Raw genomic sequence first — 15,733 nt, forward strand, 5'->3', positions numbered from 1 at the left:
CGGGCCGCCGGGCCCTCCGGTCGGCCCCGCGAGCCCTAGTTGTCCAGCCCGATCGAGAACGCCGCCTCCAGGTCGTGCTGCGAGTACGTACGGAACGCCACGTGCGTGTCCGTGCCCTCGACGCCGGGGATCTTGCTGATCCGGCCGGGGATGACCTCGGCGAGGTCCTCGTGCTCCTTCACCCGGACCATCGCGATGAGGTCGTAGGTGCCGGTGACCGAGAAGACCTCGCTGACGCTGTCCAGCGCCGCGATCGACTCCGCGATCTCGGGGATCCGGTCCACGCTGGTCTTGATCAGGACGATCGCGGTGATCACGGCTGGTTCTCTCCCTCGGGGGCCGGTGCAGGGGCTTTCCTCACTCTAGTAGGGCCGGTGGGACGGCCGTAGCGGACCGAGGCGTAGCAGAAGCCCAGGCCGAAGCCGACCAGGTGGGCGAGGTAGGCCACCCCTGGCCCCTCCGGGGCCCGCCCCGCCGCCAGCCACTGCAGCGCCGCCCAGAAGGGCAGCACGACCCAGGCCGGGAAGCGCACCGGCAGGAAGAAGAGGAACGGCAGGAGACTGGTCACCCGGGCACGGGGGAACAGGTACAGGAACGCGCCGAGGACCGCCGAGATCGCCCCGGAGGCACCGACCAGGGACTGCTCGGAATCCGCGTTGGCGACGGCGTACCCGAGCAGGGCCAGGTAGCCGCAGCCTACGTAGAACAGGGTGAACTGCACCCGCCCCATCCGCTCCTCGGTCATCGCCCCGAAGACGTAGAGGAAGAGCATGTTGCCGAGCAGGTGCACCCAGGTGCCGTGGACGAAGAGGGCCGTCACCGGGGTGAGGGCCGCCCCGGGGGATGCCTCGAACAGGTCTGCGGGAATCACGCCCCAGTGCCGGAAGTAGGCCCGCTGCGCGGCGAGCAGATCGTCGCCCGAGCCGTACGCCGGGCCGATGCCCGAGGCGGGCCCGGCCAGGAAGACCGTGCAGCACAGGGCGATCAGTGAGTACGTCACCGGCGCCGACGAACCCCTGATCGATCCGCTCGCCCGGGCGATCGACGCACTCCACTTGCTGATCATGGCTACAGAGCATGACGTAACCGGACGCAACCGCACAGACCGCCTCGCCGCCGTGGACACGCAGGCGACGAGGACCTCGCAGGCCGTAGGGTTACGAGCCACACGCACCGGGGAAGCCGGTGGCGTCACGGACACTAGAAGGAAAGAGAACAGGCCACGATGACGGTTCCCCTGCCGACCGCCGAGACGCGGTGGCGCTGCACCCTCTGCGGCAACCTCACGCGCTTCGACGTGACCCGCTCGTCGAAGGTCGTCGAGTACGTCCACCTGGACCTGGCCGGAGAGCCGAAGGTCGAGGAGCGCGACGTGCTCAGTGAGACCATCGAGTCGGTGCGCTGCCGCTGGTGCAACGCGGTGGACCAGGTGGAACTCGTGGACAGGCCGGGCGCCGGCTCCTGAGGGGAGCAGGGCCCCCGCACAGGCATAGGGGTGTGACGGATGGTGGAGACCACAGGCGGGGGGCCGGGCGACGGCGCCGCCGAGGTGCTCGACCGTCCGCTGCCCGACGGGGTGCGCCGCAGGGTCGTGCAGATCGTCTCCGACGGCTTCGGAGCGCTGACGGTCGGCGAGCTGCCCGCACAGCTCAGGCAGTACGCCCGGTTCGCCCCGAACCGCAGAGCCAAGTTCGCCGGCAATGCCATGGCCTCGGCGCTGGAGTCCGACCCGCTGTTCCGTCAGCGCATCGGGGAGAAGCTCAGAGAGGCCCAGCCGGAACTCGCCGGCGCCCTCGACTCAGGCTCCCCGCCCCCGGCCGCGGACCCGCTCGACGTGGCGGCCGCGGCCTACGTACTGCGGCCCACCGACTGGGTGAAGCTGGTGACCGCGGCCGGCGAGGAGGCCCAGCGGGCCGACGCCGAGCGGGCCGACGAGGAGAGCCGGGCCGAGCTGGAGCGACTGCGTGAGGAGCTGGCCCGGGCCCGTGACCACACCAGGACCGAGACCGAGCGGCTGCGCATGGAGCTGGAATCGGCCAAGAAGGAAACCGAGTCGCTGCACCGCAAGCTCCGCGCCGCCCTCAGCGACGTCAAGCGCGGCGAGGCGGCCCTGCGCAAGGCGCACGGCGAGATGGAGGCCGTCCGCGCCGAGGGGCACGCCCAGGTGTCCGCCGCCGAGAGCGAGAGCCGGCGGCTCAAGGCCCGGCTGGGGGAGACCGAGGCGGCCCTGGAGGCCACGCGCCGGGCGGCCCGCGAGGGCCGCAGCGTGGAGGACATGCGGGTCCGGCTGCTGCTGGACACCCTGCTGGACGCCACCCAGGGGCTCCGGCGCGAACTGGCCCTGCCGCCGGTGTCGGTGCGGCCCGCCGAGACCGTGGACGCCGTCGAGCCGGGCCGGATGACCCCGAAGGACATCGCCGCCCGCGCCCTCTCCGAGGACGACCCGCAGGTCCTCGACCAGCTCCTGGCGCTGCCGCAGGCGCATCTGGTCGTCGACGGCTACAACGTCACCAAGACCGGCTATCCGCAGATGCCCCTGGAGAAGCAGCGCCTCAGGCTGCTGGGGCAGCTCTCCCAACTGGCGGCGCAGAGCGGCGCCGAGGTGACGTGCGTCTTCGACGGCGCCGAACTGGCCGCACCGGTCCTGCTGGCGCCGCCGCGCGGCGTACGGGTGCTGTTCTCGAAGCCGGGCGTCACCGCCGACGAACTCATCCGTCAACTGGTGCGCGCCGAACCACCCGGAAGGCCGGTCATCGTGGCGTCCACGGACCGCGAGGTCGCCGACGGAGTGGCCCGGGCCGGTGCCCGCCCGGTGGCCTCGGCGATGCTCCTCAGGCGCCTTTCGCGGTCCTAGGCGCCCCTACGGGCGATGCGTAACGTCCGGGCGTGATGCCCGAATTGGTGAGACCTGTGGGCCACGTTAAGTCAAGTGAGTCTCACCGCCTGTGAGTCCAGGGGAAAAGTTGGCTCACTGTGACGCAATTTTTCATCTGAGGATTTGAACTGATCACAGGAAGGTCACTAGGGTCAGGCTCCGAAACCTCCGCTCGGGTGATCACTCATCGGGAGAGACGGCGGAGGGGGCAGAAGGAGCTTTCACCCGTGGCGTCCCACCGTCGTCCGAAGCAGCCGAGCCGCGCACGTGTGACCGTGCTGACCACCGCCGCCGCCGCTGCCGTCGCCTTCAGCGCGCAGGCCGCCAACGCGGCTCCCAGCGAGAAGCCGAGCAAGGACGAGGTCAAGGCCAAGGTCGACAAGCTCTACGAAGAGGCGGAGCAGGCCACCGAGAAGTACAACGGGGCCAAGGAGAAGCAGGAGAAGCTCCAGAAGGAGATCTCCACCATCCAGGACAACGTCGCCCGCGGCCAGGAGGAGCTCAACGAGCTGCGCGACAGCCTGGGCCTCGCGGCCGCCTCGCAGTACCGCACCGGCTCCATCGACCCCTCGGTCCAGCTCTTCCTCTCCGCGAACCCGGACGACTACCTCGACAAGGCCTCCACGCTCGACCAGTTGAGCAGCCAGCAGGTCGAGGCGCTGAAGAAGGTCCAGGAGAAGCAGCGCGAACTCGCCCAGGAGCGCGCCGAGGCCTCCGAGAAGCTCAAGGACCTCGCCTCCACCCGCACCGAACTCGGCAAGAAGAAGAAGGAAGTCCAGGGCAAGCTCGGCTCCGCGCAGAAGCTGCTCAACAGCCTCACCGCCGCCGAGAAGCAGGCGCTCGCCGCCGAGCAGGACCGCGCCAGCCGCGACAGCCAGCGCGACGCCCTCACCGACAACGTCCCGCCCGGCTCCGGCCGCGCCGCCTCCGCCTTCGCCTTCGCCCAGAGCCAGCTCGGCAAGCCGTACGTCTACGGCGCCACCGGCACCAGCTCCTACGACTGCTCCGGCCTCACCTCCCGGGCCTACGCGGCGGCCGGCATGCAGATCCCGCGCACCTCCGAGGCGCAGTCCCAGATCGGCACCAGGATCTCCTCGGTCAGCCAGCTCAAGGTCGGCGACCTGGTCTTCTTCTTCAACGACCTGCACCACGTCGGCCTCTACGCCGGCAACGGCCAGATCATCCACGCCCCGCGCACCGGCACGGTCGTCCGCTACGAGTCGATGGACACCATCGGCGGCCCGTTCATGTTCGGCGTCCGCGTCTGACGAACGGCACCGCCCCCGAGGACACCGTGTCCGCCATTCGGGGGAATCACCACAGTCTCGAGTAAGCCCACGCCCCGCCGGTGACCTGCGTCAGCGGCGGGGCGTCGTGCCGCACCCCCACGGATGGTCGTTGGCTGCTCCCGGTCGCGGGGCTACTGTCTGCCGCGTTTCCAAGTCCGTCAGCGGAAGGAGTGCGGCTTCCCGTGGGGTCCCATCGCCGACTTGCACCGTCCGGGTTCGACCGGGGCGCCGGTGCCGCGGTCGGTTTCCTGTCCGTCGCGGCCACCGCCCTGTGCGCGGTACCGGCCGCGTCCGCACCGCACGACGACACCCGGGCCGAGGTGGACCGCCTCTACGCGCAGGCCGAGAAGGCCACCGAGGCCTACAACAAGGCCGACGAGCGCGCCGACGCACTGCGCGAGGAGGCCGGAACCGCCCGGGACCGGATCGCCCGGCAGCAGCAGCGCATCAACTCCATGCGGGAGCAGCTCGGTTCGCTCGCCGGCGCCCAGTACCGCTCGGGCGGCCTCGACCCGTCCCTCGCCCTGCTGTTCTCCGACGACCCCGAGGACTACCTCGACCGGGCCGCCCGGCTGGACCGCCTCACCGCCCACCAGGCCGGTGAGCTCGAAGACCTCCAGGACGCCATGCGCACACTCGCCCAGGACCGCGAGGAGGCCGCGGGCAAGCTCCGCGAACTGGAGAAGAGCCGCAGGACCGTCGCCGTCCACAAGAAGTCCGTCGAGCGGAAGCTCGCCACGGCCCGGCGGCTGCTCAACTCCCTGCCGGAGGCCGAGCGCGCCGCCTACGACCGGGCCTCCCGCTCCGGCCGCGGCGACCTGCCCTACCTCGGGAACGCCACCCCCGCCTCGGGACGCGGGGCCGCCGCCGTCGCGGCCGCCCGCAGCGTGGTCGGCCGGCCCTACGTCTGGGGCGCCAACGGCCCCTCCGGCTTCGACTGTTCGGGCCTGACGCAGTGGTCGTACGCGCAGGCCGGGGTGGCCCTGCCGCGCACCTCGCAGGCCCAGCGGTACGCCGGCCGGCAGGTCCCGCTGTCCGAGGCGCGCCCCGGCGACCTGGTCGTCTACCGGGACGACGCCAGCCATGTCGGGATGTACATGGGCAACGGCCAGGTCATCCACGCGCCCTACCCCGGCGCACCCGTGCGCTACGACCCCGTCGGGATGATGCCCGTCTCCTCGGTCACCAGGGTCTGACCGGAGCGGCCCCGGCGCCCGTACGATCGGGAACGTGGCTGGTCGAAGGTCGGGGTCCGCGGTGGTGGCGCTCGTCGTGCTGCTCGTCGCCCTGGTCGGGTGCGGCGGCCGGTCCGCCGCCGACAGCGCCACGGCCGACGTCCAGCGGCTCCTGGACCGGCGGGCCGCCGCCGTCCTGGACCGCGACGAGCGGGCCTACGAACGCACGGGCACTGGGGTGGATTTCGCCCGGCTGCGCGCGGTGCCGCTGGCCGCCTGGTCGTACCGGGTGACCGAAGTGCGCCGCACCGGCGACACCGCCACCGCCGACGCCGAACTGCGCTACCGCGTCGCCGGGTACGACCGGGCGCCGGTGACCGCGGGCCGCACCCTGCGGCTGAGCCGGGACACGGCGGGGCGGTGGTCCGTCGAGACCGACCGGCCCGCGAAGAAGTCCGCACAGCAACTGTGGGACCAGGGGGCGGTGCAGGCCGTCCGGGGCGCCCGCAGCCTCGTCCTCGGCGTCGGGCAGTCCGGCCGGTCGCTGCGCGACTTCGCGGACCTGGCCGACCGTGCGGTGCCCGCCGTGTCCGAGGCGTGGGGCACGGACTGGTCCCGGCAGGTGGTCCTGCTCGTGCCGAAGTCCCTGGAGGGGATGGCGGGGCTGCTCGGCTCGCCCGCCTCCTCCTACCGGGGGATCGCGGCGGTCACCACAGGCGAGACGGGCGCTCCGGCCCGGGCACCGGCGGACCGCGTCATCGTCAACCCGGACGCCTTCGCGCTCCTCGGCGGCCTCGGCGAGCAGGTCGTCGTCACCCACGAGACCACCCATGTCGCCACCCGCGCCCACACCAGCGCCGCCACGCCCCTCTGGCTGTCCGAGGGGTACGCGGACTGGGCCGGCTACCGCGCCACCGGCCGGGTCCCCTCCGAGGCCGCGCCCGAGCTGTCCCGGGCGGTGAGCCAGGGGCGGCTCCCGGAGGCGCTGCCGGAGGACGAGGACTTCGGGTTCACCGGCGACGCGAGCCGCCTGGCCCGGGCCTACGAGAGCGGCTGGACGGCGTGCCGGCTGATCGCCGACCGCTGGGGCGAGGCCCGGCTGGGCGAGTTCTACCGGGCCGTCGGGGACCACCGGAAGCGGGCCGGGGCGGTGGCGGAGGCGATGCGGGACGTGCTGGGGACGACGCCGGAGGCCTTCACCGAGCAGTGGCAGGAGTATCTGCGGGCTCAGCTCGGCTGATCGAGCAGCGCGACGGTCTCCCGCAGCCAGGCCCGCTCCGCCTCGCCCGTCGCCCGCGCGACCCGGAGCATGCCCTGGCGGAACAGGTCGTCCGAATCCTCGGCGCGGACCGGCTTGCCGGAGTCGTAGAAGAAGCTCGTCGGGGTCTCCAGGAAGGCCAGCCGGCGGCGCAGCACCGCGGCCTGCTCGTGCCGGTCGGGCAGGTGGCGCAGGAAGGCCAGGACCGTGTTGAAGCGGACGTGGTCGGTGATCTCGGTCTGCTTCGGCCGGCGCAGCCGCTCCAGCAGTTCCTCGCGGCCCCGGTCGGTGAGGGCGAGGATCCGGCGCGGGGCCGCGCTCGCGCCCGGCTCGGTGTGCTGGTCGAGCAGGCCCGCCCCGACCAGGCGCGTGATCGCCGGGTAGAGCGCGCCGTCGCTCACGGGCCGGACATGGCCGGTCAGCGCCTTGATGCGCTCCTTGAGCTCATAGCCGTGCAGGGGCTCCTCGGCCAGGAAGCCGAGGATCGACAGCTCCAGCATGGTCCTCCCTTGGTCCTCCTTGCGGGTGACGTCTGACGCATGCTACCTCTTAACGAGCTACCTCGAATCGAGATAGCTCGTACAGAGGTAGCTCGTATCGAGGGCCATGGGGACTCGGGGTCAGGGGGACGGTCACGGTGAACGCCCATCGCAAGCAGCTCCTCCTGCTCGCCGGACCCGTCTATCTCTCGCTGCTCGCCTCCGTCGCCGCGGGGATCATCAACACCGTCTGGGTCGCGCGGCTCGGCAGCCCGGCCGTGGCCGCCGTGGCCGTGGCGACCAACACGGAGAACGTGCTGCTCGGCATCGCCCTGGTCTTCGGCTCCGGCACGACCGTGCTGGTCGCACACGCCCGGGGCGCCCACGACCCCGTGGCCGTACGGGCGGCCATGCGCGGCGGATGGGCGCTGTGGGCGCTCGTGACACCCCTGGTGGTGGCGGGCGGACTGCTGGGACGCGAACCGCTGGCCCGGCTGGTGCTGGGCGGCGCCGACAGCGCCGCCCTCCCGCTCGCCGTCGCCTACTTCACGCTCTCCCTGCCGGGCATGGCCGTCTTCTTCGCCCAGCAACTCGTCGACGGCCTCCTCAAAGGCACCGGCGACACACGCACCCCGCTACGGCTCGCCCTGCTCTCCAACGGCCTGATCCTGGCCCTCGACCCGCTCTTCATCCACCTCTACGGCGTCCGGGGCGCCGCGGCCGCCACGGTGCTGTCCCGGTCCGTGGCGCTCGGGGCGGGACTCCTCGCGGTACGGCGCAACGCGCTGCTGCGCGAGGCACGCGAGGCGGAGACGGGCGAGTCCCTGGCCGTCTCCCTGCGCCGGACCCTGTCGACCGGCCTGCCCATGTCCGCCGACTTCACCGTGCGGCAGACGGGCGCCCTGGTCCTGGTCGCGATCGTGGCGCGGCTCGGGGTGACGTCGGTGGCCGCGTACGCGATCGCCTACAAGGTCATGTACGTGGCGACCATGGCCTTCTACGCCGTCCGCCAGGCCGCCGCCATCCACACCGCGCACACCCGGGGCGCGGGGGAGGACGAGCGGCGGGCGATCGGGCGGCAGGCCGTGCTCGTCTCCGGCGCCCTGGGCCTCAGCGCGGCCGTGCTGCTGGCCGCCGGTGCCCCGTGGCTCATGGCCGCCTTCGGGTCCGGGCCCGGGGTCGCGGGCGAGGGTGTGCTGTTTCTGCGCTGCGTCGGGCCCTGTCTGCTGCTCATGGCCTGTCTCGTCGCGCTCGGCGGGGTCTTCGAGGGCAGCGGGGGCGCCTCGGCGCTGCTGCGGGTGACCGTGCTCGGGACCGCGGTGCAGCTGGCGCTCGCGTACGGCTTGACGGGGCTCGGGCTGCCGGGGGTGTGTCTCGCGCTGGGGCTCGCGACGGCGGTGCAGTGCGGGCTGGCGGGTGTGCTGTTCCGGCGGGCCCCGGCTCAGGAGGAGACGGGGGTCTCGCCCGCGCGGGCCGGCTGAGAGGGCAGGGGAGCGGGGACCGTGCGCGGCACCGTCGCCTTCCACAGGGCGCGGGCCGCGAGGAGGGTGGCGACGACCAGGAGGCCGTTGCGCAGGAACAGCAGGGTGATGCCGAGGCCGTCGCTGGCCACCACGTTGGCGAAGTAGAGCGGGAACTCCAGCACCGTCACGAAGCACGCCACCAGGACGAGACCGACCGGCAGCCGCATCCGGCTCCCGGGGAAGCAGAGGCACACCGCGGCCAGCCCGACCAGCCACACCATGTACTGCGGGCTGATCACCCGGCTGGTGGTCGTGAACATCAGCACCGCCACGAAGGCCGCGTCGGCGAGCGTGTGCTCCTCGAAGCGCCGGGCCAGCAGCCGCCACAGCACCAGCCAGCCGAAGGCGGCCCCCGTCAGGAACAGCGCGGCCGTGCTCACCTCGCTCACATACGGCCCGAGGAACTCGATCGAGCCGTAGTTCAGCCGCACCTCGCCGTTCCAGCCGAAGTGCCGGGCGACATGGAAGACCAGCGCGCCCAGCGACTCCACCTCGGTGCCCCGGTCCCGCTGGAAGGTCAGGAAGGCGAACCCGCCGGGCATGACCAGGGCGAAGGCGCCCGTCACCGCGAGGCCGGTCACCAGGGCCGACGCCCAGGCGCTCCGGCGGCGGGCGGCCAGCAGGAGCATCGCGGGCCAGACCTTCAGCAGCGCGCCGAAGGCCGCCAGCGCCCCCATGGTCTTCGGGTGCCGGGCGCCCGCGAGCAGCGCGGCCATCGCCACGGCCGTGACCATCACGTCGTAGCGCGAGTACACCGTCGGCCCCAGCAGCGGGACGCCCACCACCCACACCCAGGCGCCGCGCAGGGTCTTGCCGGGCCGCCGTCCGGCGTACATCAGCAGGGCCAGGACGATCAGGTCGGTGACGCAGACCAGGACGAAGAACGCGGTCGCGTAGTGCAGGAAGGGCAGCAGCGCGGGGGAGAGGATCGCCAGGGCGGCGGCAGGCGGGTACTGCCAGGTGACATCGTTCTGAGGAAACGTTCCGGTGCGCAGTACCTCGTACCAGCCCTGGTAGATGGCGTGCACGTCGCTCGTCACGTCCGGGCCCGGGAAGACGTACACCTTCATCACGAACAGCAGCAGCGCCAGCCTCGTGAGACACCAGACCACCGGCAGCCATGCCAGGGACCGCCTCGCGCCCGTCGTCTTCACCTGATCCCTGCCCGTCCGCGTGCTCTGTCGATGGGCTCATGATGTCCCGGACAGCTGTGAGCGTGCCATAAGAGCTGCCCCGCACGGCGCTGAGGGTCGGGTTCGGTAGGGTCGGCGGCGTGCGCAAGACCCTGATCGTGACCAACGACTTCCCGCCCCGGCCCGGTGGCATCCAGGCGTTTCTGCACAACATGGCGCTGCGGCTGGACCCGCAGCAGCTGGTCGTCTACGCGTCGACGTGGAAGCGGAGCCGGGAGGGCGTCGAGGCGACCGCCGCCTTCGACGCCGAGCAGCCCTTCACCGTCGTACGGGACCGTACGACCATGCTGCTGCCCACGCCCGCCGTCACCCGGCGTGCCGTCGGGCTGCTGCGGGAGCACGGCTGCGCCTCGGTGTGGTTCGGGGCGGCGGCGCCGCTCGGCCTGATGGCACCGGCGCTGCGCGGCGCGGGCGCCGAGCGGCTGGTCGCCACCACGCACGGCCACGAGGCCGGCTGGGCCCAGCTGCCCGCGGCCCGGCAGCTGCTGCGCCGGATCGGGGACTCCACGGACACGATCACCTACCTGGGCGAGTACACGCGCTCGCGGATCGCCGGCGCGCTGAGCCCCCAGGCCGCCGCGCGCATGGCGCAGCTCCCGCCCGGCGTCGACGAGAAGACCTTCCACCCGGACTCGGGCGGCGACGAGATCCGGGCCCGGCTCGGGCTGACCGACCGCCCGGTGATCGTGTGCGTGTCCCGGCTGGTGCGGCGCAAGGGGCAGGACACGCTGATCCGGGCCATGCCCCGGATCCTGGCCGCCGAGCCGGACGCCGTCCTGCTGATCGTCGGGGGCGGCCCGTACGAGGGCGACCTGCGCAAGCTGGCCCGGGAGACCGGCGTCGCCGCCTCGGTCCGCTTCACCGGCGCCGTGCCCTGGTCCGAGCTGCCCGCGCACTACGGCGCCGGGGACGTCTTCGCGATGCCCTGCCGGACCCGGCGCGGCGGCCTCGACGTCGAGGGCCTCGGCATCGTCTACCTGGAGGCCTCGGCGACCGGCCTGCCCGTCGTCGCCGGCGACTCGGGCGGCGCGCCGGACGCGGTCCTCGACGGCGAGACGGGCTGGGTCGTCCGGGGCGGCTCCCCCGAGGAGGCGGCCGAGCGCATCGTCACCCTCCTGGGAGACGCCGAGCTCCGCCACCGGATGGGGGAGCGGGGCAGGGCGTGGGTCGAGGAGAAGTGGCGCTGGGACTTGCTGGCGGAGAAGCTGCAGACGCTGCTGTAAGGCTCTGTGTCGATGTGCGGCTCCGCCGCGTGGGCGCGATCAACCACAACGAACCCGCACCCGCCCACGACGAAAAACGCGCACCCCACTAGGCGGAACCCAATAATCCGCCCATGCTGCGCACATGACAGCAAACCTGATGCGACGTCAGCTGACAAGACGTCAGATCATAGGAATGGCGGCAATCCAGACCGCGGCCGCCCTCGGCTTCACCCGAATCGGCCTCCGATCGGCCCAAGCCGCCGAACCCGCAGCCGTCGACAACGCCCCGGCGATCGTGATCGGTTCCGGCTACGGCGGCGCCGTGGCCGCCCTCCGCCTCGGCCAGGCCGGCATCCGCACCCTCGTCCTGGAGATGGGCCGGCTCTGGAACACCCCCGGCCCCGACGGCAAGATCTTCTGCTCCACCCGCACCCCGGACCGGCGCTCCATGTGGTTCCGCACCCGCACGGAGGCCCCGCTGGCCACCTTCCTCTGGCTGGACCTGGTCAACAGGGACATCAGCTCCTACCCGGGCGTCCTGGACCGCGTGCACTACGACCACATGTCCGTGTACGTCGGCCGGGGCGTCGGCGGCGGTTCCCTGGTCAACGGCGGCATGGCGGTGACCCCGCTCCGGTCCTACTTCGCCGAGCAGTTCCCGACCGTGGACACCGCGGAGATGTACGACACGTACTTCCCGCGCGCCCGCTCCATGCTCGGCGTCAACACCATCGACCCGGCCTGGTTCGAGTCCACCGAGTGGTACCGCTTCACCCGGATCTCCCGTAAACACGCGGACAACGCCGGGCTGAGGACCACCTTCGTGCCCAACGTCTACGACTTCGGCCACATGGAGCGCGAGGCGGCCGGCACGGCGACCAGATCGGCGCTCGCGGGCGAGGTCATCTACGGCAACAACCACGGCAAGCGCAGCCTCGACAAGACCTACCTCGCCTCCGCGCTCGGCACCGGGAACGTCACCCTCCACACCATGGAGCGGGTGACGTCGATCAGCAGGGCCGCCGACGGGGGTTACGTCCTGAGCGTCGAGCGGATCGACGACACCGGCACCGTCGTCGAGACCAAGGAGTACGCCTGCACGTACCTGTTCCTCGGCGGCGGCAGCATCGGCACCACGGAACTCCTCGTCCGCGCCCGGGAGTCGGGCACCCTGCCCGCCCTGGACGCGAGCGTCGGCACCGGCTGGGGCACCAACGGCAATGTGATGCTCGGCCGGGCCAACCACCTGTGGGACACGGTCGGCGCGAACCAGTCGACCATGCCGGTCATGGGCATCGACGACTGGGCCAACACCGCCAACCCCGTCTTCGCCGAGATCGCGCCCCTGCCCATGGGGCTCGAACACTGGGTCAGCCTCTACCTGGCGATCACCAAGAACCCGGAACGGGCGTCCTTCTCGTACGACGCGGCGAGCGGCGCCGTGCGGCTCGGGTGGAGCGCGGCGCAGAGCGCCGTGTCGGTGGGCATGGCGAAGAAACTGTTCGACCGGATCAACAGGGCGAACGCCACGATCTACCGCTACGACCTGTTCGGCTCGGGCAACAAGGTCTTCGCCGACGACTTCACCTACCACCCGCTGGGCGGCTGCGTCCTGGGCCGGGCGACGGACGGCTACGGCCGGCTCAAGGGCTACCGCGGGCTCTACGCCGTCGACGGCTCGCTCGTGCCCGGCTCGATCGGGGTCAACCCCTTCGTGACCATCACGGCCCTCGCCGAACGCACGATGGCGCGGGTCCTCGCCGAGGACACCGCGCCATGACGCCGTTCGCGCACTACTTGGCGTAGATCGCCTCGACCTCGTGCGCGTAGTCCTTCGCCACCACGTTCCGCTTCAGCTTCAGTGAGGGGGTCAGGTGGCCCGACTCCTCCGTGAACTGGGAGGACAGAATGCGGAACTTCCGCACCGATTCCGCCTTCGACACCGCGGCGTTGCCGTCGTCGATCGCCGCCTGGATCGCGGCCAGCAGGTCCGGGTCCTCGCACAGCGACGCCGCGGTGGCACCCGCCGGCTTGCCGTGGTCCGCGCACCAGCGGCCCAGGAACTCCTCGTCGATGGTGACCAGCGCGCCCACGAACGGCCGCCCGTCGCCCACCACCATGCACTCCGCCACCAGCGCGTGCGCGCGGATGCGGTCCTCGATCACGGCCGGGGCGACGTTCTTGCCGCCCGCGGTGACGATGATCTCCTTCTTGCGGCCGGTGATCCTGAGGTAGCCGTCCTCGTCGAGGGTGCCGATGTCACCGGTGTGGAACCAGCCGTCGGCCAGCGCCTCCCCGGTCGCGCCGGGGTTGTTCCAGTACTCCTTGAACAGGTGCTCGCCGTGCAGCAGCACCTCGCCGTCGTCGGCGATCCGGACCACCGAGCCGGGCAGCGGCTGACCGACCGTGCCGATCTTCTGCCGGTCCCAGGGGTTGAACGCGGTGGCCGCGCAGGACTCGGTCAGGCCGTAGCCCTCCAGGACCGTGAAGCCGATGCCGCGGAAGAAGTGGCCGAGGCGCTCGCCCAGCGGGGCGCCGCCGGAGATGGCGTACTCGCCCCGGCCGCCGAGGACCGCGCGCAGCTTGCTGTAGACGAGCTTGTCGAACGTCTTGTGCTTGATCTTCAGGCCGAAGGACGGGCCCGAGGGGGTGTCCAGCGCCTTGCTGTAGGCGATCGCGGTGTCGGCGGCCTTGTCGAAGATCTTGTCCTTGCCGTCGGCCTGCGCCTTGGCGCGCGCCGAGTTGTAGACCTTCTCGAAGACGCGCGGCACCCCGAGGATCAGCGTCGGGCGGAACGAGGCCAGCTCGTCGGTGAGGTTCTTGATGTCCGGGACGCAGCCGAGCTTGATCGGCGCCATCATGGGCGCGATCTGCACCAGCCGCCCGAAGACGTGCGCGAGCGGCAGGAAGAGGAGCACCGAGCACTCGCCCGTGCGGAAGAGCGGACGCAGCCGCTCCACGATGTTGCCGCACTCGGCGAAGAAGCTGCGGTGGGTGAGCACACAGCCCTTGGGGCGGCCGGTGGTGCCCGAGGTGTAGACGATGGTCGCCGGGTCGTCGGCCTTGGCGATCGAGCCGCGCTCCTCGACCGTCCGGTCCGTGACGTCCTGCCCGAGCCGGCCCAGTTCGTCGAGGCCGCCGCCCTCGATCTGCCACACGTGTTTCAGCGCCGGTAGCCGGTCACGCACCGACTCGACGGCGGCCGTGTGCGCGTCCGACTCCACGATGCACGCGGTGGCGCCCGAGTCACCGAGGATCCACTGCACCTGCTCCGCCGAACTGGTCTCGTACACCGGCACGGTCACCGCGCCCGCGCTCCAGATCGCGAAGTCCAGCAGCGTCCACTCGTAGCGCGTGCGGGACATCAGCCCGACCCGGTCGCCCGGCTGGACACCGGCGGCGATCAGCCCCTTCGCGGCCGTGTGCACCTCGGCGAGGAACGCGGTGGCCGTGACGTCCTGCCAGGTGCCGCCGATCTTGCGGGCGATGACGGCGACGTCCGGGTGCTGCGCGGCGTTTCTGCGGACGATGTCGGTGAGATTTCCGTCCGCAGGGACCTCGTACAAAGCCGGAAGGCTGAACTCGCGCAAGACTGCTGCTCCTCATAGGGCGCCGGCGCCACGACGTTGTGCTGCGACGGTGTGGTCCAAGGCTCGGGCAGGTACTCAGGCATTCACTTGTTGAAATGCAGAGCACGACTGGACGGCCCGGACGTTACCCGCCGGTATGGCTTCTGCGACAGGGGGTCCTGTCGAGATGTTCGGTGCGTCACACACTCGGGTATTCCTTCGCGCACAGTAGTCCACGTACTAACTGACTGACCAGTAACCGCAGGTAGGACCGCCACTGTTCACAAGGACAGCGCTCGGCCTACCCTTGATCGCCATGGCACCCACACCAGCCGGAAACCACAGGACACGCGTGCATGTGGTGAGCGACGTGCACGGCAACGCCCGTGACCTGGCCAGGGCCGGCGAGGGCGCCGACGCCCTGATCTGCCTGGGCGACCTCGTCCTCTTCCTCGACTACGCCGACCACTCGCGCGGCATCTTCCCCGACCTGTTCGGCGTCGAGAACGCCGACCGCCTCGTGGCCCTGCGCACCGCCCGCCGCTTCGAGGAGGCGCGGGAACTCGGGGCCCGGCTGTGGGCCGGGGTCGGCGCGGAGCGCGCCTCGGTGATCGAGAAGGCGGTGCGCAGACAGTACGCCGAGATGTTCGCCGCGTTCCCCACCCCTACGTACGCCACCTACGGCAACGTCGACATGCCGCCGCTGTGGCCCGAGTACGCCGGGCCCGGCACGACCGTCCTCGACGGCGAGCGCGTCGAGATCGGCGGCCGGGTCTTCGGCTTCGTCGGCGGCGGCCTGCGCACGCCGATGCGGACGCCGTACGAGATCAGCGACGAGGAGTACGCGGCGAAGATCGAGGCCGTCGGCGAGGTCGACGTGCTCTGCACCCACATCCCGCCCGAGGTTCCCGAGCTGGTCTACGACACCGTCGCCCGCCGCTTCGAGCGCGGCAGCCGCGCCCTGCTGGACGCCATCCACCGCACCCGGCCCCGGTACGCCCTGTTCGGGCACGTGCACCAGCCCCTCACCCGGCGGATGCGGATCGGGGCCACCGAGTGCGTGAACGTGGGGCACTTCGCGGCGACCGGGACGCCCTGGGCGCTGGAATGGTGAGGACGCCCCAGGTCGGGTGAGATCGGCGGGCCCCGTGCGCGGTAGCCTTCACG

Annotated in this window: 14 protein-coding genes; 9 read left to right on the forward strand and 5 right to left on the reverse strand. The window is 71.8% G+C overall.

The window, feature by feature from the left end:
• Nucleotides 1–35 precede the first annotated feature (35 nt).
• Both KJK29_RS28190 and KJK29_RS28195 read right to left on the reverse strand, forming a co-directional pair.
• Nucleotides 36–317, reverse strand: coding sequence for an Lrp/AsnC family transcriptional regulator (locus KJK29_RS28190; protein ID WP_030848030.1), 282 nt, complete (start codon nucleotides 315–317; stop codon nucleotides 36–38).
• Nucleotides 314–1,066: a rhomboid family intramembrane serine protease gene (locus KJK29_RS28195; protein ID WP_215121982.1), complete on the reverse strand. Its 753-nt coding sequence runs from the start codon at nucleotides 1,064–1,066 to the stop codon at nucleotides 314–316. The genes KJK29_RS28190 and KJK29_RS28195 overlap by 4 nt, the downstream gene beginning before the upstream one ends.
• 159 nt (nucleotides 1,067–1,225) lie before the next feature.
• Here KJK29_RS28195 and KJK29_RS28200 point away from each other — a divergent pair, with 159 nt between their 5' ends.
• The 5 genes from KJK29_RS28200 (at nucleotide 1,226) to KJK29_RS28220 (ending at nucleotide 6,579) form a co-directional block, all read left to right on the forward strand.
• The gene (locus KJK29_RS28200) at nucleotides 1,226–1,465 is read left to right on the forward strand and encodes a hypothetical protein (RefSeq protein ID WP_031106126.1); all 240 of its coding nucleotides are present in this window, start codon (nucleotides 1,226–1,228) and stop codon (nucleotides 1,463–1,465) included.
• A gap of 39 nt (nucleotides 1,466–1,504) precedes the next feature.
• Nucleotides 1,505–2,854 (forward strand): NYN domain-containing protein, encoded by a 1,350-nt coding sequence (locus KJK29_RS28205; RefSeq protein ID WP_215121983.1) that lies wholly within the window; start codon nucleotides 1,505–1,507, stop codon nucleotides 2,852–2,854.
• A 248-nt stretch (nucleotides 2,855–3,102) separates the two neighbouring features.
• Complete coding sequence (locus KJK29_RS28210) at nucleotides 3,103–4,143, forward strand: C40 family peptidase (protein ID WP_215121984.1); 1,041 nt, start codon at nucleotides 3,103–3,105, stop codon at nucleotides 4,141–4,143.
• Between the two features lie 203 nt (nucleotides 4,144–4,346).
• Entirely contained in the window at nucleotides 4,347–5,360 is a 1,014-nt protein-coding gene (locus tag KJK29_RS28215; RefSeq protein WP_215121985.1) for a C40 family peptidase, read from the forward strand.
• 34 nt (nucleotides 5,361–5,394) lie between these two features.
• Nucleotides 5,395–6,579, forward strand: a complete 1,185-nt coding sequence (locus tag KJK29_RS28220; protein ID WP_215121986.1) for a hypothetical protein — start codon at nucleotides 5,395–5,397, stop codon at nucleotides 6,577–6,579.
• Here KJK29_RS28220 and KJK29_RS28225 read toward each other — a convergent pair.
• A complete protein-coding gene (locus tag KJK29_RS28225) occupies nucleotides 6,567–7,097 on the reverse strand; it encodes a PadR family transcriptional regulator (RefSeq protein ID WP_215121987.1) in 531 nt (176 codons plus the stop codon). The two genes, KJK29_RS28220 and KJK29_RS28225, sit on opposite strands and share 13 nt — an antisense overlap.
• Nucleotides 7,098–7,234: 137 nt before the next feature.
• Here KJK29_RS28225 and KJK29_RS28230 point away from each other — a divergent pair, with 137 nt between their 5' ends.
• Nucleotides 7,235–8,557, forward strand: a complete 1,323-nt coding sequence (locus tag KJK29_RS28230) for an MATE family efflux transporter (RefSeq protein ID WP_215121988.1) — start codon at nucleotides 7,235–7,237, stop codon at nucleotides 8,555–8,557.
• On the opposite strand, the gene KJK29_RS28235 is transcribed toward KJK29_RS28230, so the two are convergent.
• Nucleotides 8,518–9,753, reverse strand: coding sequence for a glycosyltransferase family 87 protein (locus tag KJK29_RS28235; protein ID WP_215121989.1), 1,236 nt, complete (start codon nucleotides 9,751–9,753; stop codon nucleotides 8,518–8,520). The genes KJK29_RS28230 and KJK29_RS28235 overlap by 40 nt on opposite strands.
• A gap of 119 nt (nucleotides 9,754–9,872) precedes the next feature.
• Between KJK29_RS28235 and KJK29_RS28240 the strand changes: the two genes are divergently transcribed.
• Nucleotides 9,873–11,015: a glycosyltransferase family 4 protein gene (locus KJK29_RS28240; protein WP_215121990.1), complete on the forward strand. Its 1,143-nt coding sequence runs from the start codon at nucleotides 9,873–9,875 to the stop codon at nucleotides 11,013–11,015.
• Between the two features lie 139 nt (nucleotides 11,016–11,154).
• On the forward strand, nucleotides 11,155–12,777 hold the full coding sequence (locus KJK29_RS28245; RefSeq protein WP_456115117.1) for a GMC oxidoreductase: 1,623 nt from the start codon (nucleotides 11,155–11,157) through the stop codon (nucleotides 12,775–12,777).
• Nucleotides 12,778–12,790: 13 nt separating this feature from the next.
• On the opposite strand, the gene KJK29_RS28250 is transcribed toward KJK29_RS28245, so the two are convergent.
• Nucleotides 12,791–14,587, reverse strand: a complete 1,797-nt coding sequence (locus KJK29_RS28250; protein ID WP_215121992.1) for an AMP-dependent synthetase/ligase — start codon at nucleotides 14,585–14,587, stop codon at nucleotides 12,791–12,793.
• A gap of 337 nt (nucleotides 14,588–14,924) precedes the next feature.
• On the opposite strand from KJK29_RS28250, the gene KJK29_RS28255 reads away from it, so the two are divergent.
• Complete coding sequence (locus KJK29_RS28255) at nucleotides 14,925–15,680, forward strand: metallophosphoesterase family protein (RefSeq protein WP_215124498.1); 756 nt, start codon at nucleotides 14,925–14,927, stop codon at nucleotides 15,678–15,680.
• Nucleotides 15,681–15,733: the final 53 nt, after the last annotated feature.

The organism is Streptomyces koelreuteriae (genome assembly GCF_018604545.1).
GTDB classification, from domain to species: Bacteria; Actinomycetota; Actinomycetes; order Streptomycetales; family Streptomycetaceae; genus Streptomyces; species Streptomyces koelreuteriae.

Excerpts from the sequence above, each read along its gene's own strand:
- KJK29_RS28195 (WP_215121982.1), bottom strand. The coding sequence starts at position 1,066 with ATGATCAGCAAGTGGAGTGCGTCGATCGCCCGGGCGAGCGGATCGATC.
- KJK29_RS28200 (WP_031106126.1), top strand. The coding sequence starts at position 1,226 with ATGACGGTTCCCCTGCCGACCGCCGAGACGCGGTGGCGCTGCACCCTC.
- KJK29_RS28205 (WP_215121983.1), top strand. The coding sequence starts at position 1,505 with ATGGTGGAGACCACAGGCGGGGGGCCGGGCGACGGCGCCGCCGAGGTG.
- KJK29_RS28225 (WP_215121987.1), bottom strand. The coding sequence starts at position 7,097 with ATGCTGGAGCTGTCGATCCTCGGCTTCCTGGCCGAGGAGCCCCTGCAC.
- KJK29_RS28245 (WP_456115117.1), top strand. The coding sequence starts at position 11,155 with ATGCGACGTCAGCTGACAAGACGTCAGATCATAGGAATGGCGGCAATC.